At 59.9% G+C, this 23,384-nt stretch carries 19 protein-coding genes and 1 pseudogene; 11 read left to right on the forward strand and 9 right to left on the reverse strand.

Going from position 1 to position 23,384, the window contains the following annotated elements; all coding sequences use genetic code 11:
• Window positions 1-22: 22 nt before the first annotated feature.
• A complete protein-coding gene (locus tag CGZ66_RS32390) occupies window positions 23-1,039 on the reverse strand; it encodes a dipeptidase (RefSeq protein ID WP_095090771.1) in 1,017 nt (338 codons plus the stop codon).
• 149 nt (window positions 1,040-1,188) lie between these two features.
• Here CGZ66_RS32390 and CGZ66_RS32395 point away from each other — a divergent pair, with 149 nt between their 5' ends.
• Window positions 1,189-2,427, forward strand: a complete 1,239-nt coding sequence (locus tag CGZ66_RS32395; RefSeq protein ID WP_245331335.1) for an NAD(P)/FAD-dependent oxidoreductase — start codon at window positions 1,189-1,191, stop codon at window positions 2,425-2,427.
• 427 nt (window positions 2,428-2,854) lie between these two features.
• Here CGZ66_RS32395 and CGZ66_RS32400 read toward each other — a convergent pair whose 3' ends face one another.
• A complete protein-coding gene (locus CGZ66_RS32400; protein WP_095091684.1) occupies window positions 2,855-3,979 on the reverse strand; it encodes an IS630 family transposase in 1,125 nt (374 codons plus the stop codon).
• Window positions 3,980-4,024: 45 nt separating this feature from the next.
• Here CGZ66_RS32400 and CGZ66_RS32405 point away from each other — a divergent pair, with 45 nt between their 5' ends.
• Both CGZ66_RS32405 and CGZ66_RS39570 read left to right on the forward strand, forming a co-directional pair.
• A complete protein-coding gene (locus CGZ66_RS32405) occupies window positions 4,025-4,330 on the forward strand; it encodes a LexA family protein (protein ID WP_245330990.1) in 306 nt (101 codons plus the stop codon).
• A 19-nt stretch (window positions 4,331-4,349) separates the two neighbouring features.
• A complete protein-coding gene (locus CGZ66_RS39570; protein ID WP_143748926.1) occupies window positions 4,350-4,610 on the forward strand; it encodes a hypothetical protein in 261 nt (86 codons plus the stop codon).
• Here CGZ66_RS39570 and CGZ66_RS32410 read toward each other — a convergent pair.
• Window positions 4,578-5,837 carry an ATP-grasp domain-containing protein gene (locus CGZ66_RS32410; protein ID WP_095090773.1) on the reverse strand — a complete coding sequence of 420 codons (1,260 nt, stop codon included), beginning with the start codon at window positions 5,835-5,837 and terminating at the stop codon, window positions 4,578-4,580. The two genes, CGZ66_RS39570 and CGZ66_RS32410, sit on opposite strands and share 33 nt — an antisense overlap.
• A gap of 676 nt (window positions 5,838-6,513) precedes the next feature.
• Here CGZ66_RS32410 and CGZ66_RS32415 point away from each other — a divergent pair.
• From CGZ66_RS32415 to CGZ66_RS32435, 5 genes are all read left to right on the forward strand, one after another.
• Window positions 6,514-8,076, forward strand: a complete 1,563-nt coding sequence (locus CGZ66_RS32415) for an ABC transporter substrate-binding protein (protein WP_143748927.1) — start codon at window positions 6,514-6,516, stop codon at window positions 8,074-8,076.
• 20 nt (window positions 8,077-8,096) lie between these two features.
• Window positions 8,097-9,107, forward strand: a complete 1,011-nt coding sequence (locus tag CGZ66_RS32420; protein WP_095090775.1) for an ABC transporter permease — start codon at window positions 8,097-8,099, stop codon at window positions 9,105-9,107.
• A gap of 64 nt (window positions 9,108-9,171) precedes the next feature.
• Window positions 9,172-9,927: an ABC transporter permease gene (locus CGZ66_RS32425; RefSeq protein ID WP_245331336.1), complete on the forward strand. Its 756-nt coding sequence runs from the start codon at window positions 9,172-9,174 to the stop codon at window positions 9,925-9,927.
• A complete protein-coding gene (locus tag CGZ66_RS32430; RefSeq protein ID WP_095090777.1) occupies window positions 9,927-11,792 on the forward strand; it encodes a dipeptide ABC transporter ATP-binding protein in 1,866 nt (621 codons plus the stop codon). Before CGZ66_RS32425 ends, CGZ66_RS32430 begins: the two co-directional genes overlap by 1 nt.
• A 368-nt stretch (window positions 11,793-12,160) precedes the next feature.
• Window positions 12,161-13,543, forward strand: coding sequence for a serine hydrolase domain-containing protein (locus CGZ66_RS32435; protein WP_167392340.1), 1,383 nt, complete (start codon window positions 12,161-12,163; stop codon window positions 13,541-13,543).
• Between the two features lie 180 nt (window positions 13,544-13,723).
• Here the strand turns inward: CGZ66_RS32435 and CGZ66_RS32440 are convergent, their stop codons facing one another.
• The 4 genes and pseudogenes from CGZ66_RS32440 to CGZ66_RS41915 all read right to left on the reverse strand — a co-directional run.
• Window positions 13,724-14,566, reverse strand: coding sequence for an aspartyl/asparaginyl beta-hydroxylase domain-containing protein (locus CGZ66_RS32440; RefSeq protein ID WP_095090779.1), 843 nt, complete (start codon window positions 14,564-14,566; stop codon window positions 13,724-13,726).
• A gap of 53 nt (window positions 14,567-14,619) precedes the next feature.
• The gene (locus CGZ66_RS32445; protein WP_245331337.1) at window positions 14,620-17,259 is read right to left on the reverse strand and encodes an AMP-binding protein; all 2,640 of its coding nucleotides are present in this window, start codon (window positions 17,257-17,259) and stop codon (window positions 14,620-14,622) included.
• A 546-nt stretch (window positions 17,260-17,805) separates the two neighbouring features.
• The gene (locus CGZ66_RS41175; protein WP_245331338.1) at window positions 17,806-18,024 is read right to left on the reverse strand and encodes a hypothetical protein; all 219 of its coding nucleotides are present in this window, start codon (window positions 18,022-18,024) and stop codon (window positions 17,806-17,808) included.
• Between the two features lie 115 nt (window positions 18,025-18,139).
• Window positions 18,140-18,673 (reverse strand): annotated as a pseudogene (locus CGZ66_RS41915) (acyl-CoA dehydrogenase family protein); the annotation flags it as partial.
• Between the two features lie 716 nt (window positions 18,674-19,389).
• Here CGZ66_RS41915 and istA point away from each other — a divergent pair.
• Genes istA through CGZ66_RS32465 form a run of 3 tightly spaced genes read left to right on the forward strand, consistent with a single transcriptional unit; the run spans window position 19,390 to window position 21,873 of the window.
• Entirely contained in the window at window positions 19,390-20,889 is a 1,500-nt protein-coding gene (gene istA / locus CGZ66_RS32455) for an IS21 family transposase (protein ID WP_095090781.1), read from the forward strand.
• Window positions 20,879-21,655 (forward strand): IS21-like element helper ATPase IstB, encoded by a 777-nt coding sequence (gene istB / locus CGZ66_RS32460; protein ID WP_206073656.1) that lies wholly within the window; start codon window positions 20,879-20,881, stop codon window positions 21,653-21,655. Before istA ends, istB begins: the two co-directional genes overlap by 11 nt.
• Entirely contained in the window at window positions 21,652-21,873 is a 222-nt protein-coding gene (locus CGZ66_RS32465) for a hypothetical protein (protein ID WP_095081500.1), read from the forward strand. Before istB ends, CGZ66_RS32465 begins: the two co-directional genes overlap by 4 nt.
• Here the strand turns inward: CGZ66_RS32465 and CGZ66_RS32470 are convergent.
• The gene (locus CGZ66_RS32470) at window positions 21,870-22,214 is read right to left on the reverse strand and encodes a hypothetical protein (RefSeq protein WP_095081501.1); all 345 of its coding nucleotides are present in this window, start codon (window positions 22,212-22,214) and stop codon (window positions 21,870-21,872) included. The genes CGZ66_RS32465 and CGZ66_RS32470 overlap by 4 nt on opposite strands.
• Complete coding sequence (locus tag CGZ66_RS32475; protein WP_095081504.1) at window positions 22,211-23,302, reverse strand: IS5 family transposase; 1,092 nt, start codon at window positions 23,300-23,302, stop codon at window positions 22,211-22,213. Before CGZ66_RS32475 ends, CGZ66_RS32470 begins: the two co-directional genes overlap by 4 nt.
• Between the last annotated feature and the right edge of the window lie 82 nt (window positions 23,303-23,384).

Genomic DNA, 23,384 nt, shown 5'->3' on the forward strand with positions numbered 1-23,384 from the left:
CCAGGCGTGCGGAGGTCTTCCATCACTCTCCCCAGACTTCTCGGAAGACACGCAGCCAGTTCAATCCCAGTAACTTGCGTACGTCTTCTTCCTTGTACCCGCGGCGAATAAGCCCCTCCGTCATTCCGAGGAACATTTCGGGCGTCTCAATCTCGGGCGGGTTGTAATGGGGTGGGCGTGGGTAGGCGTCCGGGTTCCAAGCGCCCCCGCTGACAGCCTGCTCCCACTGGCTGATCACTGTGTCGAGGTCGGAGAACGGAAGCGTTCCCCACCAGTAATCGAGTCCCAGGCCGACGTGGTCGATGCCGATGAGCGAGACGAAATGATCGATATGCGCTATCAGGTCGTCAAGCGACGGGCGCGCCGCGGCGCCGTTGGCAGGCACAACGAACTGCGGGACGGCGGTGATGCCGACAAGCCCTCCCGTGGCCGCTGCTGCCTTCGCTTGGTCGTCGTGGATGTTTCTCTTGCTGGGAAACACGGTGGCAGAATTCGAATGAGAGAAGACCGCAGGCCTCGTCGTCAGCGACAAGGCATCCATTGTTGTCTTGTAGCCGGTGTGGGTACAGTCGACGACAACCCTGTTCTCATTCAGCCTCCGAACAAGAGCCTTGCCAAACCTGCTAAGCCCGCCGTCGATCTCTTCTTCGCATCCGTCCCCAACGTAGTCTTTCCTGTTGTAGGTAAGTTGCACCATCCGCAAGCCCAGCGCTTGAAAAGCCTCGACTAGATTAAGCTCTGTTTCGAACGGTCCTGTGCCCTGAAAATGGAATAAGATGCCCATCTGACCATCGCGCTTCGCAGCCTCGATATCAGATGCCTTTTCCACCAGCTTTAGGTCTTTTCTGGAGCGTATAGAGTACAACCAGCTGCCGATCTCCTTTAATGCCGCGGCAGGAGAACCTTCGCCTACGTTGACAGTCGGAGTCACGCACGTGACCCCGCCAGCTTTGTAGGACTCCACATATTTCTTTTGCTCAAGAAGCGGGGCGACGGCATCGATAATGACCGCATCGCGGTGAATTCTTTCGGCGTCCAAGCCCAATCCTCCCAGAAAGTTCGCTAGCCGGCCAACGAGGCATCTGAATACAAACCACTTGGATCCAGAATTGTCAAGGCGTTGTAGATTGGATACAGTTGCCAATATGCATATCTGGTCTCCAGAAGAGAGAAAATTAGATGGCTGGGATGAGTGTCATTGTCGTCGGCGCCGGCATTGTCGGACTGAGTGTTGCCTACGAGGCGCTACTGGGCGGAGCGGCGGTCACAATCATCGACCGAGACCCTGAGGGCGACAAAGCGTCGTTCGGCAACGCCGGCGGCATCGCCGTAACCGAAGTGATACCCTTATCTGTCCCGGGATTGTGGAAGCAAGTGCCCTTCTGGGCTCTGGATCCGCTGGGCCCACTAGCGGTCCGGGTTAGGCATACGCCTCATTTATTCCCGTGGCTTTGGCGTTTCGCAAAAGTGGGCTCAGCATCCGAAGTGCGACGGATTTCTGGCGCGCTCGCGGAGATCAACAGCCGCGTCTACGACGATCTCGTGCCGCTCTTCAACAAGGTCGGCCTTGCAAACGATCTGTTTCGCAAGGGGGCGCTTACGGTCTACGAGACCGAGAGCGGTCTGACGCGCGACCGGCCGGAGTGGGAAGCAAAGCGTGCATTCGGCGTTGATAGCCAAGAGTTATCGGCGTCGCAGGTCAGGGACATGGAACCAGCGCTCGGTCCGATTGTGAAAAATGGGGTGTTCACGCCTCAGTGGTCGCATGTTTCGGATCCAAAGAGGATCGTGGACGTTTTGCGCTGCTGGCTTGCCGATAACGGCGCGGAAATCTTGAGAGGCCAGGTTGACCGTGTAGAGCCTATTAGAACCGACGGTGCGGCGCTTACGCTAAGCGGCGGCAAGACACTGAGGGCAGCAAAGATCGTCATTGCAGCAGGCGCGTGGTCGGCACAACTCGCCAAGCAATTGGGAGATCGCGTGCTGCTCGAGAGCGAGCGCGGATACAACACAACGATCCCCTCGCCGGGCCTCGCCCTAGAACGCGAAGTGATATTCGCAGATCGGAAATTTGTGGCGACGCCGCTCTCGATCGGCTTGCGGATTGGCGGAGCGGCCGAGTTTGGCGGCTTGAAGGCTGCGCCGAACTTCAACCGCTCGAAAGCCCTCGTGACGCTTGCCAAGATCTATCTTCCGGGCATCAAGGAAGAGGGAGGAGTAGAGTGGAGCGGTCATCGGCCTGCTACGCCAGATAGCCTGCCAGTCATAGGCCGGTCTGGCCCGAGCCCGCGTATCATCTATGCGTTCGGTCACGGTCATCTTGGACTGACACAGGGGCCAACAACCGGCAAAATCGTCGGGGACCTCCTGTTCGAACGACAGCCATGCCTGAATGTGGAGCCTTTTTCTGTGGCCCGCTTCTCTTAAAAGGCGAAAAGGCGTCTATAACCCATAGGACTTTTGAGGCCCGGCCGGCCCGTAAGAGCTCGTAGGCGAAAGTCCTGCTCGGCGCGACCTTCCGTCGTTGATCAGCTTCCGGTCCGGTCTGCAACCCCGTGCCCCACAAGCCAGCGGACCGAAGAGCGTGGGCTCAACGGCGGCGCAGCTCACCGGGCGCGCTCGTCGCGCCCAGAGGGCAACCGCCGCCGTGGTCGGATAGGATAGTGTTGCAGAAGAAGAATTCCAGTGGCGCCGTGATGTCGCGACGCGAGTGCCGTGCGGCTCGGGACCGCAATGCAGACGATATTGCCGGCCAGCCCTTGGCGACAGATCACGCACCAGCGAAAAGCCGATCACGCCGATGCCGACCAAAGCGATCTAGGGTTTCGACATCACTAGTACCTCTGCACAGAGGTTATGACTCTTTGGAAGTCGGCTTGGGATAGGCTTTGGCCATCTTAAGGCGTGCGTTTTCGGTAGAGAACATCCAGTTGATGCGAGCGCCACTGGTGTTTCGCAGGTGCTCCCAGGCAGCGGTCTCCGCGACGAGGCGATCATAGCTATTGATGCGACGATCGAGGCACTGGCCGCGCAGGACGCCGATTTCGATCTCGACCATGTTGAGCCAGCTGGCGTGTTTGGGCGTGTAGTGGAATTCCAGCCGTCGAAGGACGCGTCGCGCCTCTGAAGCAGGCAGAGCCTGGTAGAGCGCGGCGGCCGAGTGGGTTGACAGATTGTCGAGCACCACCCTGACGCGTTCGGCCTGCGGGTAATGGATATCGACGAGGTCGCGCATGCAATGGGCAAAGTCTTCCGCGGCGCGCCGCTCGGTGACCTTGACTTTGCGCCAGGAGCGGTGTGCGTCGAGGAAGACGAACAGGTTGGCGGTGCCGTTGCGCTTGTACTCGCAGTCATACCGCTCAAGCCGGCCCGGTTCGGCCGGGATCGGCTGTCGCACCTCGCCGATGAGTTGGGTCGGGCTTTCGTCGAAGCACACCACCGGTCGCTTCGGGTCCGGTGCCTCGGCATAGAGGTCGAGCACGTCCTCCATGCGCGCGACATACTCGGCGTCGACCTTGGGGATGCACCACATGTCCTTGCGCCAGGGCTTGAGATCGTTGTCTGCCAAGCGTCGGCGCACCGTCTCGCGCGACAGTTCCTGGTGATCGGTCAGCTTGACGAACTCACCGGCCAGCAGTTCCAGGGTCCAGCGGGCGCGGCCCGGCGGCGGACTGGAACAGGCGGTGGCCACCAGCCGGGCTTCTTCCTTGCCCGTCAGCTTGCGTTGCGCGCCTGCGCGTGGCTCTTCGCTGAGCGCCGCCTCCAGACCCATCTCCACGAAGCGGCGCTTGGTGCGATAGACAGTGGAGCCGCCGACCACCACCGTCGCGGCAATGGCCTCGTCACCCAAGCCCGCGTCGACGGCGAGCAGGATCTGCGCCCGCTTGAGCTTGCGAGCCGGCTGCTTGCCGCCTGCCAGCATCGCTGTGAGTTCATCGCGTTCGGGTTGGTCGAGATCGACACGATAGCGTAGATTCATCCAGAAAGCCTCCTCGGTTGCCAAGGGTTCCGGATGAATCGAAAATTGAATCAATTACTTGACGGGCAAACGCCTGCGGGTCCCAGCTTCACCGAAAAACAGGGCCAGTACCTCGCCTTCATCTGGGCTTATATGCAGATCAACCGCCAGCCGCCGGCCGAACGCGACATGCAACGCTATTTCGGCGTCACCCCGCCGTCCGTCCACCAGATGGTGCTAACCCTCGAACGCTCCGGCCTCATCCGCAGGCAACCAGGTGTCGCGCGCAGCATCCAACTGCTCGTCGACCACGACATCCTACCCAAACTTCAGCCGGTTCAACCCGTCATAACCTCTGTGCAGAGGTACTAGCTTCTCAGGAATTCGGTGAGTGCGGCGCGAGATCAAGGCGCCACTGGGCGTCTTCGGCACCGACCGTCATTCGCTCGCGTTGCGCAACGCGCCGCAGAAGTTGACTGCACGCCGTGAGATAATCGTCAATCGTTTGCGGACATGCGGCTTGATCTTCTTCAGGCCGACAATCCCGTCAAAAACTGTTTCTCTCCTTTCTCTCGACGGTTACCAATGTTCGGCGACGATCACCTTTGCCTGGTGCCACCTACGCTTGCGCGAAGCCGTAAGGAGCGGCTGATTGTTGCTCTTCGCCAACGATCGGAAATGGTGTGATCGACCAACTGATTAAGTCGACAGCACGCTGAAGTATCGCCTCGGTCCGAGCATGGCTGGTTGAAACGGCCATAACATGTCCCATATGGTCTCGGTAATCGCCTTTCCTGACAATCGGCGTCTTGGGTTCAACACTCAATTTGACCTCGACGACACCTGGTATAGCAGCCGCCCGACTGTCGCCATCGATCCAATCGAGAGTGCCATCGCGATCAGGAAGTAGGGACCGCCAGGCCGCGATGCAGGAATGCCTTCTGCGCAAATCCCATTCCTTGCCAATGACAAGCTTGATGTGCTCGGTGATGAGATCGACACCGTAAGCCAGTTGAACCAGTTCAGGCCCGCCACCAAGACGCGGATTGACTTCAATGACGACCGGGCCACGCGTCGTCCACCGGAGTTCAATGCATGTTGGCCCCCAGCCAAGGCCGAGAGCTGGCAAACAGCTTAGCGAAACATCGACGATACGCCTATGCTCCTCATCGGTCAGTGGGGCCGGAAAGATGCCCTCCCGAAAGACGAAATGCGGTGGGGGGCCGAAGTCAGCGGACCCAATCCCAATGACCTCATTTCCCATTACATGGGCTACATAGAAAGGGCCTTGTGCGAATTCTTCGACCAGCATCCTCGGCGAAGACCGCCATATGTGCTTCCCGCCCAACAGATAGGCCGTATGTTCGGCCAAATCATCGACGTTGCGGCACAATCTGACACCGCTGCTGCCGCTGCCTACGGTTGGCTTTACAATTACCGGCAGTCCGATCCCGGCGGCAGACTTTTGTACATCCGTCGCATTCGCCGCCACGCTAAAAGCAGGTATTGGAACGCCGGCCTGTGCGAGGAGTTGACGCTGAGCGAGTTTGTCGCAGCATCGTTCAATGGATGTTGGGTTCGGTCCCGGTAGATCGAAATGCCGGCAGAGCTTGGCAGCTGTCGCATAGACCGACTCCTGGGCACTCGTAATGCCCGCAACGTCATACGTCGCACGGAGCCGCGAACATTCACCGATCAGCGCATCGAGATTGTCTGTCTCGACATGAATTGCCTCAATGCTTTCTGCCACAAGATCGTCGCACCAAGCTGGATCAGCCGAGAGGGTAATTGGATGAAGACCGAGGCGCTGGGTCGCTTGGACGAATAGCGGGCCATTATACCTTGTGCCTTCAATCAGGATGAGCGTCCTTCTCGCCATGGGCTGTTAACTCCGACGTTGCGTGCTGTGGGTCTGAGGCGTAAAGGAGGCATTGGCTTTTTGCCGTATCCCCGAATTTGGCAGTTGATATACCACGGTCATGGATCTGCGGTCGCGAAGACTTGTGAATTTATCTTACAAGATCTGTTACACGGCTGAATTGGTCGATTCCTCGGTAGTGATGCTGCATAGCAGGGCATGACCGAGGAGCCTGTCCGCCATGCCGGCTCGCCCGCCGCCGTCTTTTGGCAATCCGCGGCACCGCGGCCAGGCACAGTGTCCATTCTCCCGCATCAGCCGGCCGACGCGACGGGGACCGTAGTGCGGTCCCTGCCCTTAAATCTGCGGTCGATCACGCCGAGCAGCATCGTCTTGTTGGGTGCGGGTGAGCCAGGCCGGAAGCGAAAGCGGGACACATTCAGCGTCGCACAGGCATACCACCGCCCAGATGTTCCGTTGCCTTGCAATGAAAGCAAAGCCAGACCGAACCGGCCTTCGTGAGCCAAAAGCTGCCGCGCAGCACCTTGCGGTGATCTTGCGGCCGGCGGTCGACGCTCGACCGGCTCCTCGCCAATATCCTGTATCCAATCTACAATAGCTTGACATTGTAGCTGCCGGGTGGTTCATCAACGAAGTATTGAGATTCACAGAAATCTTCCAAACAGGAGCTGGAACCGTGACGATTTCTCGCACACTGATCTGTCTCGGCGTGGTTTGCGCGTTTGCTCTCGCCGGCACTGGTACACAAAGCCAGACCATGCCGCCGCTGCGCGTGGGTTCGGCTTCGGTCTCGACGTTGAACTACGCCAGGAGCAACGCTGGATACTGGGGGTTGGGGAACCTCATTCTTGAACCACTGCTCGTCCTGACAAAGGACGGGAAGATGGGGTCTTGGCTGGCTGAATCCTGGACGCAGCCGAACCCGACGACATATGTCTACCAACTGCGAAAGGGCGTCCGATTTTCCAGCGGCAACGAGCTGACGGCCGCCGACGTGGCTTTCTCGTTGAACTTTTATCGGGAGCCCGGGTCCACCAATGCGTACAACTTCCCGGCAACGCTGAAGAGTATCACCGCTGTCGACCGCTACACGGTGCAGGTCTCCCTCAGCGAGCCGGACGCAGCTTGGGCAGTAGCGCCCGCGGGGCCGCAACTCGGCATTTTCGAGAAGGCGTTCTACGAGCAGCACGAGTCCTCTTTCGGCCAGCCCGAGACCGGTGTTGTCGGCACCGGACCGTGGCAGCTCAGCAGTTTCAACCCAACCAGCGGGGCAGAGTTGACAGTCAACCCGCACTACTGGGGCGGCCCCGTCCCGATCCAGAGCATTTCTTGGAAGTTCTTCTCCACTGAGAGTAGCGAGGCCCTCGCATTCCGCGCCGGTGAGCTGGATGTTGCCTTCCCTTTGGAAAGGCGTTCGTTCGCCGCGACGTCCGGCGTCGATCTCAAAACGGCACCAGGAGTGACAAACCAAGCGCAGTTCACGATGAACACGCTTGTCGCGCCGTGGGATGATGTGCACCTGCGCCGTGCGGTCGCCTACGCATTGGACAAGCCGGCGCTTATCAGCGCGTACGGCGGTTATGCGCAGCCGGTGAGCACCTTGATTCCGCCGACGATGCTGCTCCAGCTCGGGAGTCAGGAGGAGGTCGACGCGGCACTGGCCTCGGTACCTGACTACCCGCACGACTTTGGTAAGGCGAAGGAGGAGATGGCCAAGTCCGCGTATCCCAGCGGCGTGGATGTGACACTCACCGTGTACAACACCCCATCGTACATCAACGTGAGCCAGGCCATTGTTCCTCAGCTCGCCGCCATCGGCATCCGAGCTGAGCTCCAGGTCGTGCAGGACGCCGCCTGGGTGGCAGAGGCGACCGGCGACGACCGCAAGGCGATCCACGCCCAGTTCTGGACCAATGGTGCAGTCTCTCCCGACCCCGGTGGAGCCAACGATGCCATCATCGGCAGCAGAAACGCGACCGCTGGGAACTGGAACGTGAGCAACTGGAGCAGTCCTGAGGTCGATGATCTGATTGCTCAGGGGCGCTCCACCACGGATCCGGCAAAACGGCTGCGGATCTACCAACTGCTGCTGACTAAGTTCGCCGACAATGTGCCGTTCGTGCCACTCTTCCTTGCCGACGAGGCCGTCGCACTATCAAGCCATTACAGCTGGTCATCATTCGATAGCTACTGGAGCCAGCATGGTCCCTGGGCGCTCGGGCTTGAGATCAAACAGTGACGCAAGCGATCGATCCCTCAATGGGCGCCGGCGACGGAAGTGCGGTCGTCTGGGCTCGGCCCCGATGGGCAATCGGCGGTGCCAGTATTAGGGCCTACGTTGCAAGGCGCCTTGTCGTGCTGGCGGTGCTGCTCGTGGCAGTCTCCTTTGCCGTGTTCTGCCTGCTATACCTCGCGCCAGGCAATCCGATAGACATGCTGCTCGGCCAGCGGCCAAGGACGCCGGCCACGGTGAGCGCGCTGACTCGGCAGTATAATCTCGACAAGCCGTTTTTCGAGCAGTACTGGCTTTGGGCGTGGCGAGCACTGCACTTGGATTTCGGTACCTCAATCCAGACATCGTTGCCGGTCGCGACTGAAATCAAAGCGCGACTTCCGACTTCACTGTTCCTCGGTTGCTACGCCTTCGGTCTGGCCACGATGACAGGGATAGGCCTAGGCGTGCAGGCGGCGGTGCGACGGGGCACTTTGGTCGACCGCTTCGTTGTCAGTGCTGTCGTGATCGGGCTGTCAACGCCGGTCTTTGTGTCCGGCGTTGGGCTTCTTTACGTGTTTGCGATCCAACTGCACTGGTTGCCAGCCTTCGGTAAGGGCAACGGGTTCTTCGACGAGCTTTGGCACCTGACCTTGCCGGCGATCGCCCTAGCGGTGCCCAGCACAGCTTACATTCTAAAACATGCCCGCGCGGCTATGCTCGGCGTCCTTGAGCAGGACTACATCGTCTTTGCCAGAGCCCGTGGGCTATCGCCTTGGCGAATCCTTTTCAGCTACGCGCTGCGCAACGCGCTCATCCCCGTCGTCACGATGTGTGGACTCGTCCTTTCCTCGTTGATTGTCGGCGCCGTCCTCACCGAGATGACGTTCTCGGTCCAGGGCATCGGCCACCTGCTGGTCCAGTCAGCGCTCGCCAAGGACATTGCAGTAATTCAGTGTGTGTCGCTGCTGGTGGCGGTCTCCGTCATGGCCACCAACCTGCTGGCTGACGTGCTCTATCTACTTGTCGATCCACGGATCCGGCTCGGGAGGCGTTGACATGCATTCTGGCAGGACGGGACCGGTGATCGCGGCATGTTTGGCAGTGGTCCTCGGAGTGATAGTGCTCGCAACCTTCGGCCCGTTGCTCGCGCCTCTGGATCCGGCCGTGCAGAACCTCGCGAGCGTCAATGCGCCGCCGTCAGGCGCACACTGGCTTGGAACCGATGCACTGGGCCGTGACATTCTTTCCCGGATTATTGTCGGGGCCCGAACCGCATTCGTCGGCGCCTTTGTAATCGCGGCCACATCGTTCCTGTTTGGCAACCTGCTCGGGCTGCTGGCCGGCTACCGCGGCGGATGGATAGACGCCATCCTGATGCGGTGGGTCGATATGATGTGGTCGATCCCGACGCTACTGGTGCTCATCGTCTTCGCAGGCATAATCGGCGCCCAGTACTGGCCCTCTGTCGCGGTCCTTGTTGTGCTGACCGTGCCATTCGATCTTCGAGTGGTGCGCGGTGCGACGCTTGAGCAGGTACCTCGGCCTTATGTTGAGGCGGCCAAAACATTGGGCGTACCCGGGTGGCGGATAATGCTGCTCCACATTTGGCCGAATGTATCGGCGTCAGCGATCGCGAACGCATTCCTCGTCTTCGCCGACGCCCTGGTGGTCCTGTCCGGACTGTCGTTCCTCGGCCTGGGTGTGCCTCCAGGTACGCCCGACTGGGGACTCATGCTAGCCGAGAATGTACCGCTCCTGTTCGTGCATCCGGTGGCGTCCCTGGCGCCCGGTGCATTGATAGTACTCACTGCGACCTCGATGAATCTCATCGGAGACTGGCTCCAGGAGCAACTCGCTACCCGAGGTGAAAGATAATGAGTGCATCGGCCGCCGTAACCGCAAACCCACAAACCATGACCAGCCCGCTGTTAAGCGTCAAACGTTTGCGCATCGAACGCCGCACCGCCGAGGGCCTGCAGACACTCGTCTCTGGCGTTGAATTGACCGTGCAACCGGGTGAGACGATCGGCATTGTCGGAGAGTCTGGCAGCGGCAAATCGATTACCACGCGAGCGATCACCGGGTTGCTGCCGCCGGGCCTCACGGCGACCGGCGAGATCCGCTACGCGGGGCGTAGCCTGCTCGGACTGCGCGAGCGGGACTGGCGCACGGTGCGCGGTACTGAGCTCGGTTTGATTCTGCAGGACCCTTTCACGATGTTGAACCCGATCATGCGGTGCGAGCGCATCCTCGGCGAATCTCTGCGGAACGGCGGCACGTCGTGGTTTGCACGCCGTGAAGAAGCGATCCGGCGGCTGGCCGAAGTTGGGATCCACGATGCGTCGGTCATAGATCGCTACCCCTTCCAGCTCTCCGGGGGCATGCGGCAACGCGTAGCGATTGCGGCGGCGTTGGCTCGGGATCCGAGCCTGTTGATCGCCGACGAGCCGTCCACCGCTCTGGATGTCACTACCCAGCGCGAGATCCTGGCGTTGCTCAGGCGTATCCAGGTAGCGCGGGGCATGAGCCTTATCCTGATCACCCACGATCTGCGCGTGGCCTTCGCCATGTGCGACCGTATCTACGTGATGTATGCCGGGTCGCTGGTCGAAGTGGCCCCAGCCGATAAGCTTGATGCCGAGCCGTTGCATCCTTATAGCAACGCCCTGCTGCTCTCCGAGCCTCCGGTTGATCGGCGTGTAGCGGAATTGGTTGCCATCCCCGGCTCTGTCCCGTCCCCTGGCGAGGTCGCCAACAAGTGCGTCTTCGTTCCGCGTTGCCAATGGGCGCAGTCGGCGTGCCACCAGGGATCGCCGTTGCTGCGCGAAGTGATGCCGGGTCGTTTGTCTGCATGTATTCGCGTTGATGAGATTCGTGGGCAGATGACGGCGCTTCGCCGGCAGAGCGCCGAGGCCGTATTTCGTCCTGCTGACACCACCCCACGAAACCAGATCCTTCAAGCCCACGGGATTCAAAAGGTGTTTGGAGGTCAGCGACACCCCGTGGTCGCACTCGACAATGTGTTCTTGGAGGTTCGGGAGGGGGAGAGTGTCGGACTGGTGGGTGAATCCGGGTCGGGAAAGACCACACTATCAAGAGTGCTTGTGGGGCTGGAGCACGCCACGGCCGGCAACGTCACTGTCGGCGGCGTGAATGTTGCCGATTGGCGCAAGCTCAACCGTAAGGACCTCGCCACCATCCGCAGAACAGTGCAGGTCGTCTTCCAAGACCCGTACTCGACTCTCAATCCAATGCGGAGCATCGGCTGGACACTCGCCGAGGCAATCACCACCCACAAGCCAGACACAAGACAAGTCGACCGTGAGGTCGAAGGTCTGCTCGAAGCCGTCGGGCTGCCCACCTCATACGCGCAGCGGCGTCCGGCTGCGTTGTCGGGCGGCATGCGACAGCGGGTGGCAATCGCGCGCGCGTTGGCAGCGCGTCCCCGCGTCCTCATCTGCGACGAGCCCGTTTCCGCACTCGATGTCTCTGTACAGGCGCAGATTCTCAACCTGCTCAACCGGCTGCGTGCCGAGCGCGAGATCGCCTATCTGTTCATTACCCACGACCTTTCGATCGTCCGGCAGGTAACCGAACGGATTTATGTAATGCACCGTGGCCGGGTCGTTGAATCCGGCACCACTGACGATGTGCTCAATCATCCACAGGACCCATACACAGTCCGGCTACTTGCGTCCGCACCAACAGCGGAACGAGACTGGCTTGACGGCACAAGGTAACCGGACGGAGAGGCGGCGGTTCCATGAGGCTGACATGGGTCGAAGTGACCGAACGACTGGTATGAACGATGTTCAGTTGAGCTGTGAGACCCCATTTGCGGACGTCGCCTTGCACCTCCGCCCAGTTTAAACCCTCAGAAGGGATCTACTGATGACCGCAAAGTTGGATGAGACGAGTCGCATCGTGCTCCCTCAGATCACGGCGAAGGAGATCAACGACATCGCTCCCGTCGCTTGCTCCTAATGAGAGGCCGCCACCTGCCGCCGACTGGATTGAGCGACGGCTGTCGTTTGGCGGGACAACGAAAACGGAAAATGCGCCACGAAATCCAACATGCCTCGCACATACGAATTCAAGGAGAGTTAGTGTGCCGACCCAGACGACCAACGATCGAATGACAAATGTGAAAGCCCCTTTGTTGCCATCTCATCGCGTCGACCCCGCACTGCTCGACCAAGCACGGGTGGAAATGCACCGCGATGGAGTTCCGGGAATCGCACTCGGCGTCTACCATAACGGCTGCGCCGCGACCGCCGGCCTGGGTGTAACCAACGTGGTGCACCCGCAGCCGGTCAGCGGCGATACGTTGTTCCAGATCGCGTCAATCACCAAGACGTTCACCGCCACCGCCATCTTGCAGTTGGTAGAGGACGGGCGACTCAGCTTGGAAGACCCGGTCAGCGCCCACTTGCCGCAGTTCGCGGTCGCAGACGCAGATGTCTCAGCTGCCGTGACCATTCGCGATTGCTTGACGCACAGCTGCGGTTGGGAGGGAGACTTCTACGAGGACCCCGGCTGGGGAGATGACGCGCTAGCCGCCATGGTCGCCCGGATGAGAAAACTGGTCCAGGTGACGCCACTGGGTCGCATGTGGTCGTACAACAATGCTGCCTTTTACGTTCTCGGACGGATCCTGGAGGTGCTGCACGGTCGTTCCTTCGAAGACGTGCTCAAAGAAGCCCTGCTCACACCTCTCGGTATCGACGGCACCTGCTTCTTCGCGCATGATCTGATCCATCGCAACTTCGCCGTTGGACATGCCGAGTTCGAGGGGCGGACAGTGATCGCACAGCCATGGGCGATGCCTCGCTGCGGCAATCCGATCGGGGGCCTGATCGCCAGCGCCGACCACCTTATGCGCTACGCGCAGTTCCAGTTGGAGGGGGCGGCGGTGCTTAGCGACGCCATGCGGTTGGCCGCCTTTGAGCCAGCCGGCCCTTCGAGCGACACCCCTGCGATCGGGTTGGGCTGGTGGTTGGACGACACTACCGGAGAACGCGTCGTCAGCCACAGCGGTGGCGCCAACGGCCAACCCTGCTTTTTCGCGATGATCCCGTCACGGCGCTTTGCGTTGACCGTGCTGACCAACGGGAGCAACGGCCGGATCACAGCCCGGCGGCTCTTGAAGTGGGCGATGCGGACCTACTTCGGCCTCGCCTCGCCCGAGCCTCAAGCTCAGGCGGACCCCGATACGGACTCCTGGCTGGGGACCTACGAGGCCCGCCTAGAACGCCGCGTGCTGCGCCGCGACGGAGAGCGGCTTGTGCTCGATCTAACGGACGAGGAGTGGCTCGATGGTATGAATCCGCCTGCCATTTCGCAGCGCGGTCTGGAGGTCCAGCCGACTGGTCGCGACACGATGCTTATCCAGCCAGGCAAGCGCGCGGAGCAGGCCGGAAACTTCTTGCGCGATGCATATGGCGAGATCCGCTGGATGCGCATCGCCCGCCGGGCCGCACTACGCAAGTGAACCCTAGGCACGCCTCGGCGCTCCCTCTACTGCGAGCCCGACATCATATCGCGACCGTTCAGGGTCAAAGAGGCCTATGCTTTTGAGAAGCGCACAACATCGACGAGTAGAAGTGCATCTTCGCAAGTCGCGGGAAAAACGAACTATTGGTCCCATGATGGACTACCCAATCATACCCGATCAATAAGTCATGACCTCGCCAGCAGCACGATCAATGAGATAAAATCGCTCGAGCGAGTTGGCTTTTTCTATGAGCGCTGGGTCGCCACGACGACGGCAGATTTCCTTCAGCCAGCCATACATATCCCCGCAGTGGACCTTGTGGAAGAAGTGAAGCTTCGCCAAAATCGCGACGATCTCTCGATAATTGGCCTCGCTGATAATCTCCGAAAATCCCAGAATGGATTCGAGTGCTTTATTGGTCCACTCCTTGCGGGTATCCACCTGGGGATTTATTGCCGATGACAGTTTGACATTCTGCGCAACCTCATCCAGGGAACGAGTCCCCTCGATGTCGACCACAAGATGTGAGCGTGGCGTTGCTGAGAAACATCCCGCGCTGTGCGTCAAGCTTGCATCGAGAAACCAGATCTCACCTCGTCCCATGTGGAATATATTATTCTCTTCGGTATTGGCACACTTTTCATTCGTGTCTAGAACTAAGTGCACTCTGACAAATTTCCCGCCTAGTTCCAAGTAATCACGGTGGGGTATTATACACGCGTTTTCTGATATACGGATGATCCGCGCGTAGCGTATAGAGTCCCTATCAAAGTGATTTTCCAACAATTCATTGAGATAGGGCAAGGATTGGCCCAGAGGTGTTGCCACTGCTGGGGTCTTGTGAACGACCACTCTCTGTTCCTCCTGCTTCCCCGACTGATTGCGGAGCATGCAGAATTCCCACCGCCCACACGCGAAATCCGAATATTCGCTCGAGAACGTGGACTTTGCCAAGACGGCCAAGTCGCCTGCCAGTCGCCCTTGGTCAAGCTGGACCACACCCAATATCCGCGTTGTCATTGTCTAGCCTCCGTATTAGTTCACTTCGAAAATCAGGCGGCTCTCTGCGCGACTTATCCCGTGGGATATGCGCGTTGTGCCTCATTCCTGCCCTCTTCCCTAAGGAAGCCATATGGCTCATTCCGCATGGCGCGAACCAAAATGGACTCCATGTCTTTCACGTTGACTAGCCTTGCGTAGGTTCCACCCAGCGCGAAGTCACGCATGACGTCCTTCAATTCATAGTCGTCGCGAGCGACATCACGCGCAAGAAACCTATACTCGGGCCTTCCCACGACATCGCGAACATAGATTGGTGATGAGGCGTCTAGCGGCCCGGTCCCGAAATCAACGATACCCTCGATATCGGTCGTCTTCATGTACGGCACCTGCGCCAACAATTCGCAGCGGTGCACATGAGTAACAACCGGTGTACCCAGGCGCATGACAAAACCTCCGAGCTGGCTGATCGATCCAAAAATCGAGTCGTCACCGAACGGACTGCATTTCCACCAATCGATTTCGCATAATTCCTGCGCTCTCGGGCCAGTCACGACCATCGAATAAGCGGGATGTTTGGTGCGCCCAGCAGGGAGCTCTCGCATCACAAGATCTGCCAAAACCCCTGCTTCGGATCTGGTTTCCGTCCAATGAAAGCGCTGCGTAGTGCAGTAGCTCAACGTGAACGCTGGGAGAATAACGGTAGACGACGCGGAGACGCGCTCTATCCCTTCAAGAAGAATGGTTGTTACCTCCTGGGCGGTCACATTCCTTAAAGCTACAAGCGATGAGTGCAGTACAACCGTGCTGGGGGCCCTATTTTCAATGTATTCGATAATTTGCGCCAACTCGCCCCTAAATTCGGCACCCTGCCCGCTCTTGCCTGTGGTGCTCGCATAAGATTGGCTGCGACCCACCGGTTGAATTCTCTTTGCCCACTCCTCGAGCGACAGGTCTTGCTCTTGATAGACGTCCTCGCCAAACATGAGCCCGGCTTCGGCCAACTTGAGTTGGATATCGAGGAAGTTCAGTGAATCTATGTCGCACTCCCGAGCTGTTAAGCTGGGAAATACCCATCTCCCCTTTGCTGCGTGTACCGCTTCCAGCAAGTGATCTAACGGTGACCCCGCCGAATGTTCCTTCTGAGATGTGGCATGGTTCATGTTCGCCCTGATCGCCTCCTTGGCAATTCTCTGGAGGGCGTGCTGGTCGAGTTTTCCATTGGCTGTGAAAGGAAGCCCGACAAGAGGCACAACGAGCCTCGGAACGCGATCATTCGGCAGGACATCCGTCAGTCGCCGATGAACTTTTTCCACGTCAGCGTCCGCGGGCGTCACCATGCAGACCAGATCCTGGCCCTTGTCGTCGTCTCTATCCATCACGACCACCGCTGAATCCGTGCATAGGCCCGTCTTATCGATGGCGCTGGTAATCTCCCCTTTCTCCAGTCGGGTTCCTCGGTACTTGATCTGATCATCGTTTCTTCCAAGAAACCGCAATCCGTTTTCTTCTGACGCCACGACATAGTCACCAGTGCGGTACAGCACTTGTTCACCGTTAGCCGTCAAGAATGGGACGAAGCAACGTTTCGACTGTGCTTCGTCCGCCACGTAGCGCTGAGACGTTTGCACCCCTCCCACCCAGAGCTCGCCCTCGACTTCAAAACCAACGTTGGAGTTGCTTTCGTCAAGAACATAGAAATCAACGTTGCATGCTGGTTTGCCTATGAACATCGGGAGTTCTGCATCGTCACGGCGGCAAGAGTGAAAGCTAACGGCAACACAGCACTCGGTCGGACCGTAGCTGTTTACTAGCGTAGCGTTAGGAAGAACCGAGTAAAATCGCCGCCTAACCGAGTCCGGCAAGGATTCACCATTGCACACCACATATTTGAGATCCGTGAACCGCTCCGCTACATAGGGAAGACGCTCAAGTGCTCCAAGGAAGCGCCGCAGCAGTGTTGGAACCATCTGAAGGACGTTCGTGCGGCTTTGAACTAGGAACTCAATCGTTTGAATGACCTGTGCTTGCAGCTGCGTAGTGGGCAAGACAATTGTCCCACCGGTCGCAAATGGTACGAAGAGCTCCGGGATCGAGACATCAAATGACGGTCGGGTGAGTTGCGAGATGCTCATCCCCTCCGAGAAGTCGATCATGTCGACATACCAGTCGACTAGATTCAAAAGAGCTGCCTGGGAGACCGGTACCCCTTTGGGGACTCCCGTGCTTCCGGAGGTATACATGATGTATGCTATGTCTGAGAACGCCGAGTTGATACCTTCGCGCGTCGGAAGACGCTCGACGCGCATCGAGCCACTTGGATCCGGACTAGCGATCGCTTCGGCGTTCGTGTTGCGGATTATATGGTCCAACCGCTCGTCGGAATCCGATGGATCAACAGGCACGAAGGCAACGCCCAGCATTTGGGTGGCGAGAATAGCTGTGACCAAATCCACAGATCGGGGAAGTCTAAGGATAATCGCATCGCCGGGGCGGATGCCGATAGCCACGAAGCGCCCCATAAGACTGGACGCGGACAGCCCCAACTCCCGATAGCTTACGTCGCCGCTCTCAGTCGTACGCACAGCCGTGTTGGACGCAAATTTATCCAAAGTTTTGGCAATAACATCGGCTATGTTGTCGTCGCCAAAACGTAACGACCGGCGCGGACCGGACAGGGTCGGCATTAGAATCTGCATCGTAGGCATGTCCATTGCAGTTTTCGGTCTTCCGCCTGAGGTTTGCATGGGGCGTTTCGCGGTGAAGAGTCGCAGTCGGCAGGTCCCGTGAGCGCGGCCAATCTCATTTCGTCTAGCGTCGCGACTTGGGAGCTTCAACAATCGTGCCAAATGCGCCGAGGGAGCATCAGAACAAGTTACCCGCAAAGCATTCAATGGTTTAAGTAGTGTCCAGCAGGACATCGGGTCTAGCGCGACCTGTCGCGACTTCGATAAACCCGACAGCAGTTGTCGGGTTGCCGACGTTTCCAACGCTGTCGGCTTGTCGGTTGGGATTCCGTCGCGATGTACCTGCAGATGCGATCGAAGGCAGAGAGGTCGAGGAGGGCATCCATCCGCTCAGCGATGCCGTGCATAACCTGTCGCACTTCAACAGACAATAAGCGTGATACGGACGTTCTCAACCCAGCATCAGCCGCATCACAGCGCCTGGCACTCAGCGTCGCGTATGTCCAATTGTCGGGCACTCATGCCGCTATTCGAACTGGTACGGCGTACTCCGCGTGCAAATTCACATCAGCTTCACAAATCCGTTGCGACCATTTCGTACGTGAAGGAGGCGGCTTTGCTGTTGCCCTGGAGCCCGGCCACATGCCAGTCGTCGATTTGCTCGGCGTCGCCTGTCGGCACCGCGAGATCGCCCTCGTCCAGCTTGTTGCCGGCCTCGTCGAACACTTCTGCGCCGAGCAGCAGCCAACGCGCCGCAGCATTGCCGGAGGCGAACGGCCAGAATCCATTCAACACTAGGAGCCATCGGCTTGTCGGACCGCCTGCCTTGTGGCCCAATGACGGCGGCCACGGCGTTGATATCGCTGGTCGAGTAGATTTCTTCCTGTACCCTCTCGTTCATATGCCCGATGATGTAGTCGTGGGCATGATAGACGCCGAGTACCCAGGCCGTAGCGCCACATCCGCTGGCAATTGTAGACACCGCATCGACATGGGCGCGCATGGACAACTCGGACCCGCCCCATTTCTTGGCACGGAATACGCCAAGCAGCCCGCTCTCATGCAACAGCTTGATGTTCTCCGCCGGCACTTTGCGGTCTTTCTCGGTCTCGAAGGCTCGTGACGAGAGCAACGGGATCAAGCTCTCGGCAATGGCCTTGACGTTCGATTCCTCGACGCGTGCGAGCGCATGAGCGTTCATGGCTACCCTCCCGGAGTTTCTATTTTGTCGGCATCGTACGGCATGCACACCCGCAGGAATGGGAGCAAATCCATTGCAGGTTTCGAAAGCGTCGACCAAGAGCAGAGTGTCGAAGACGGTCGAAACCCGCTGATAAACGACGACAAGATCTGAAGCGCGGGAAGAGCAAAGGCGGCCGCCCGCGCGCTCTTCAACTAGCGCTGTAGCGGGCGGCCGCCTTTGCGGCGCGGTGCTGATCATGGGAGGTTGAAGGGATAGACGCGGGGCACGTCTCCAGCCGCCCTGAGGCGGCTTTCGACGTACCCCGCCATGCGCGTGCCTTGTGGTAGATCTGCGGGTAATCAGCGCCGCAGAAACAATCCGGCGTAACACCGATCTCAACTGGCAAGTCCGGGCTCGGTGTCACGCTCCACTGACGGTGCGCGACTGCATTATCGCATTGTCAGCGCATTCCGTCGACCTTTTCCCCGAACTCCCAGCGGTGCTCCGAAAGGATCGTCGCGGATGCTCACGGGCCGCTTCTTTCTGTGCGGCCGCTGCCGTTCGCAGGTAACGATCTGCCGCAGCTGCGACCGGGGACAGCGCTACTGCGGCCAGGACTGCGCCCGTGCTGCCCGCCGCGAGAGTGTGCGCGAGGCGGGGCGACGTTATCAGCGCAGCCGCCGGGGACGCCTGGCTCATGCGGTCCGGGCCCGACGATATCGGGCTCGGCACAATAAAGTGACGCATCATTCTCCACCTGCATCTCCTGCCGGTTCACTACTGGTCAGTCCCTCGAACGATGTTGTCGCTGCTTTTGCTGACGTCGCCGGGCGGGCGACGACATCGGTCATGCCCACGCCGTGCTGTCGGCGCTGCGACTGTCGACTGTCGCCGTTCGTTCGCACCGGCTTCGTGCGTCGCCGGGGGCCTCGTTATGCCCGTGAAGCTGACTACGCAGACGGAGAGCCCGTATCATGACCATCAGCCCCGAACTGGAAGCGCAGATCCTGCGCCTGTATCACGCCGAGAAGTGGCGCTGCGGCACCATCGCCAGGCAATTGCATGTCCATCACACGACGGTGCATCGCGTTCTGGCCCAGGCGGGATTGCCCCGGCACAAGCCGCTGCAGAGAGCCTCAATCATTGACCCGTATCTTCCATTCATTGAGCAGACGCTGGAAAAGTTCCCCTCGCTGACCGCCAGCCGCCTTTATGCGATGGTGCGCGAGCGCGGCTACCGGGGCTTGCCGACGCACTTTCGGCACCTGGTCGCCCTGCACCGTCCCCGCAAGCCGGCCGAGGCGTTCCTGCGGCTGCGCACATTGCCGGGCGAGCAGGGACAGGTCGACTGGGCCCACTTCGGTCACATCGAGATCGGCAACGCCCGCCGGCCGCTCATGGCGTTCGTGATGGTGCTTTCTTACTCACGCGACATCTACCTGCGCTTCTTCCTCGACGCGCGCATGGAAAACTTCCTGCGCGGTCACGTCGGCGCGTTCAACACATGGTGCGGGCTGCCCAGGGTCCTGCTCTACGACAATCTCAAGAGTGCGGTGCTCGAGCGCCAGGGCGATGCGATCCGCTTCCATCCGACGCTGCTTGCCTTCGCCGGCTTCTATCGGTTCGAGCCACGTCCTGTCGCGGTTGCCCGGGGCAACGAAAAAGGCCGCGTCGAGCGCGCCATACGGCATATAAGGGAAGCATTCTTCATCGCCCGCAAGTTCACCGATCTCGACGATCTGAACGCCCAGGCCGAACAGTGGTGCCGCAACCAGGCAGCCGACCGGCCATGCCCCGAGGACCGGACGATGACGGTCCGCCAGGCGTTTGCGCAAGAGCAGCCACTGCTTCTGCCGCTGCCCGCCAACCCATACCCCGTCGAGGAGCAGGTCGCCGCCAAGGTTGGCAAAACGCCCTATGTGCGCTTCGACCTCAACGATTACTCGGTACCGCATGCTCATGTCCGGCGCACGCTCAGCGTGCGCGCCGATCTCGGCCTGGTCCGCGTCTTCGACGGCGCAAAGATGATCGCCAGTCACCGTCGCAGCTATGATCGCGACCAGCAGATCGAGGACCCTCAGCACCTCAAGGCACTCGTCGCAATCAAGCGCGAGGCGCGCCAGCATCGCGGCCTCAACAGCCTGACCCGCGCCGTGCCGGCCTGCCAGACCCTGATGATCCGGGCCGCCGAGCGTGGCTCCAATATCGGTGCGATCACAAACGCGTTGCTGAAACTGCTTGACCTGTACGGCGCGCAGGAACTGCAGGCCGCCGTCGAGGAAGCTTTGCATGCCGGCGCCTCCCATTCGAGGTCGGTTCGCGACGCACTGGAACGCCGCCGGGTCGCCCGCGGTGCTCCGCCGCCGGTCGAAACGAGCCTGCCCGAACACGTGCGGCGCAAGGATACGACGGTACGGCCGCATCGCCTCGACAGCTACGACCAACTGACCCTTGGAGGCAAAGATGATGAATAATCCCGACATCCTGCTCAACCGGGCCAAGGCGTTGCGCCTCAATGGCCTGATCACCCATTGGGACGAAATCGCTGACGCGGACTGGCTGGCCGCCGTCCTTCAATGGGAAGAAGAGGAGCGCTCCGACCGTTCGATGCGGCGACGCACGCGTGCCGCCAGGCTCGGCCACTTCAAGCAACTGTCCGATTATGACTGGCACTGGCCTCGCCGCATCGACCGCGCCGCCGTCGAGGATCTGATGACCCTGTCCTTCATGAACGATGCCGCCAACATCGTCTTTATCGGCCCCAACGGCGTCGGGAAATCGACACTTGCTCGCAATGTCGCTCACCAGGCGCTCATCTGCGGTCACACCGTCGTCTTCCGAACCGCCAGCGAGATGCTCGGCGAACTCGCCGCCCTCGACAGCGACGCAGCCTTGCGCCGACGCCTTCACCACTACGCCGCCGCCGACGTTCTTGCGATCGACGAGGTCGGGTATCTGTCCTACTCGAACCGTCATGCGGACCTGCTGTTCGAACTCATCAGCCGGCGCTACGAAAAACGCTCAACCATCATCACCACCAACAGACCCTTCGCTGATTGGTCGGAGGTCTTTCCCAATGCCGCCTGCGTCGTCAGCCTCGTCGACCGCCTCATGCACCGATCCGAGGTGATCTCCATCGAAGGCGATTCCTACCGCTTCAAGGAAGCGGCCGAGCGATCAAAGGCACAGCGCGAAAAACGCACCAGCCGCTCCTCCGGCGAAAAGGTGCCCGCAGCATGAAACCAGATCCTCAACCGTCCGGCCTCAGTCGTGGTATCCACTTCCTCATCAATCCCGAATGGACACCCGAACAGGCGCTCGCTGTCTTCGAGCTCCTCAACGATCTCGCCGATAGCATCTGGTCTCACTACGGCGTCAAACTCCAGGAACTTATCCAGGAGCAGCAACGAACACCGACCGATCACAGCGATATCGAAAAAGCCCCGTCCTCGCTCTAACAGGCTGTTGAAGAAGTGTCGCGCTTGGCTTTGAGGATGGCCTCATCGCCATTGTGATAGGCGAATGCGATCTCGATGGAGCCGTCGTCGAGCAGTTCGGCGGAGCCATCACCTGTGGCTTCGTCCATTTCGTCGAAGCCGGCCCACGTGAAGCAGACCGTCGAGGGGCTGTAGCTCAGATCGAGGCCGGCTTGCAGAGCGCCAAAGGCGATCTCACCACTATTGTCGGCCCTGATGGTGATCGTGGCGGGTCCGCCGAGGTTGAGATAGCCGCGATCCCACAGATCGGCCTCGACGATGCGCCAGCGGCCGATCAATTGGCAGCCAGCAGGCGCGGTCATGTCGGCGCCGCCAGCAGCTTTGGCAACCGCACCAGATTGTAGGCGGCTGCAGCGAAGATGAAGGCCCATCCGACGCGATCTCGGCCACGGTACTTCGTCTTCTGCTGACCTGCGACGACCTTTATCCAGCCGAACGCCTCTTCGATCCGTTTGCGGATGCGCTGGCTGACGGCGTAGCCGCCGTGCCGGGTCGTGCGGCGATCGATAGAGGAACGGCGCCCGTTCGTGTTTTGCGCCACGTGCGGGGTCACCTTCATCGAGCGCAGTTCGTTGATGAAGTCCTGCGCATCATAGCCCTTGTCGCCACCGAGCGTGATTGCTCGCGGCCGGTCGGCATGCGGCTCGATCATGTGCAGCGCCGCCACCCGTTCGGCATGCCCGTCAGCCGGCGTCAGGCAGGCATCGACCAGCAAACCATGGCGGTTCTCCATCAACCCATGCCCCATGAAGCTGAGCTTGGCTTCCTTGCCTTTGCCCTTGCGGTAGAGCCTCGCATCGGGATCGGTCGTCGAGGCATGCGTCTCGTTCGACCGCTTCTGGCCGTGGAAGTCCGCCTCCTCATTGCGCCCGCCGCCACCCGACGGCGGCTCATCCGGGCAGTCTTTCGGCTTGAAGCTCTTGATCGAGGCCCAAGCCTCGATCAGCGTGCCATCGACTGAGAAGTGATCCGTGGAGAGAAGCTTCTTCACCTTGGGCCGTGCCAAGACCGCGTTCAGAAACTTCGCCGCGATATCGCCTTCGAGCAGCCGGTCGCGGTTCTTCGAGAACACCGAATGGTCCCACGCCGCGTCGTCAACACCGATGCCGACGAACCAGCGGAATAGAAGATCGTATTCCAGCCGCTCCATCAGCAGACGCTCCGAACGGATCGAATAGAACGCCTGTAGCAGCATAGCCCGAAGCAACTTCTCCGGCGGGATCGATGGTCGCCCGATCGGCGAATACAGCGCCGCGAATTCTCGCTCCAGCGCCGACAGTGCCTCGTTCACGATCGCACGGATCGTCCGAAGCGGATGATCCCGCCGAACCCGCGCCTCGAGGTCCACATAGCTGAACAGTTCGCCAGTTCGATTGTCGCCACCGCGCACGATTCAGTCTCCGAGTTCCTTCGGTGACAGTGAATCACGATCCCAATCCGGCCGCGAGAGGCTTTTTCAACAGCCTGCTAAA

It is taken from the genome of Mesorhizobium sophorae (assembly GCF_002270415.1).
Taxonomy (GTDB): domain Bacteria; phylum Pseudomonadota; class Alphaproteobacteria; order Rhizobiales; family Rhizobiaceae; genus Mesorhizobium; species Mesorhizobium sophorae.

What these genes read in the sequence shown, in the direction of transcription:
- CGZ66_RS32395 (WP_245331335.1), top strand. Translation starts at nt 1,189, where the DNA reads ATGAGTGTCATTGTCGTCGGCGCCGGCATTGTCGGACTGAGTGTTGCC.
- CGZ66_RS32400 (WP_095091684.1), bottom strand. Translation starts at nt 3,979, where the DNA reads ATGAATCTACGCTATCGTGTCGATCTCGACCAACCCGAACGCGATGAA.
- CGZ66_RS32410 (WP_095090773.1), bottom strand. Translation starts at nt 5,837, where the DNA reads ATGGCGAGAAGGACGCTCATCCTGATTGAAGGCACAAGGTATAATGGC.
- CGZ66_RS32420 (WP_095090775.1), top strand. Translation starts at nt 8,097, where the DNA reads ATGGGCGCCGGCGACGGAAGTGCGGTCGTCTGGGCTCGGCCCCGATGG.
- CGZ66_RS32430 (WP_095090777.1), top strand. Translation starts at nt 9,927, where the DNA reads ATGAGTGCATCGGCCGCCGTAACCGCAAACCCACAAACCATGACCAGC.
- CGZ66_RS32440 (WP_095090779.1), bottom strand. Translation starts at nt 14,566, where the DNA reads ATGACAACGCGGATATTGGGTGTGGTCCAGCTTGACCAAGGGCGACTG.
- CGZ66_RS32445 (WP_245331337.1), bottom strand. Translation starts at nt 17,259, where the DNA reads ATGGACATGCCTACGATGCAGATTCTAATGCCGACCCTGTCCGGTCCG.
- istA (WP_095090781.1), top strand. Translation starts at nt 19,390, where the DNA reads ATGACCATCAGCCCCGAACTGGAAGCGCAGATCCTGCGCCTGTATCAC.
- istB (WP_206073656.1), top strand. Translation starts at nt 20,879, where the DNA reads ATGATGAATAATCCCGACATCCTGCTCAACCGGGCCAAGGCGTTGCGC.
- CGZ66_RS32465 (WP_095081500.1), top strand. Translation starts at nt 21,652, where the DNA reads ATGAAACCAGATCCTCAACCGTCCGGCCTCAGTCGTGGTATCCACTTC.
- CGZ66_RS32470 (WP_095081501.1), bottom strand. Translation starts at nt 22,214, where the DNA reads ATGACCGCGCCTGCTGGCTGCCAATTGATCGGCCGCTGGCGCATCGTC.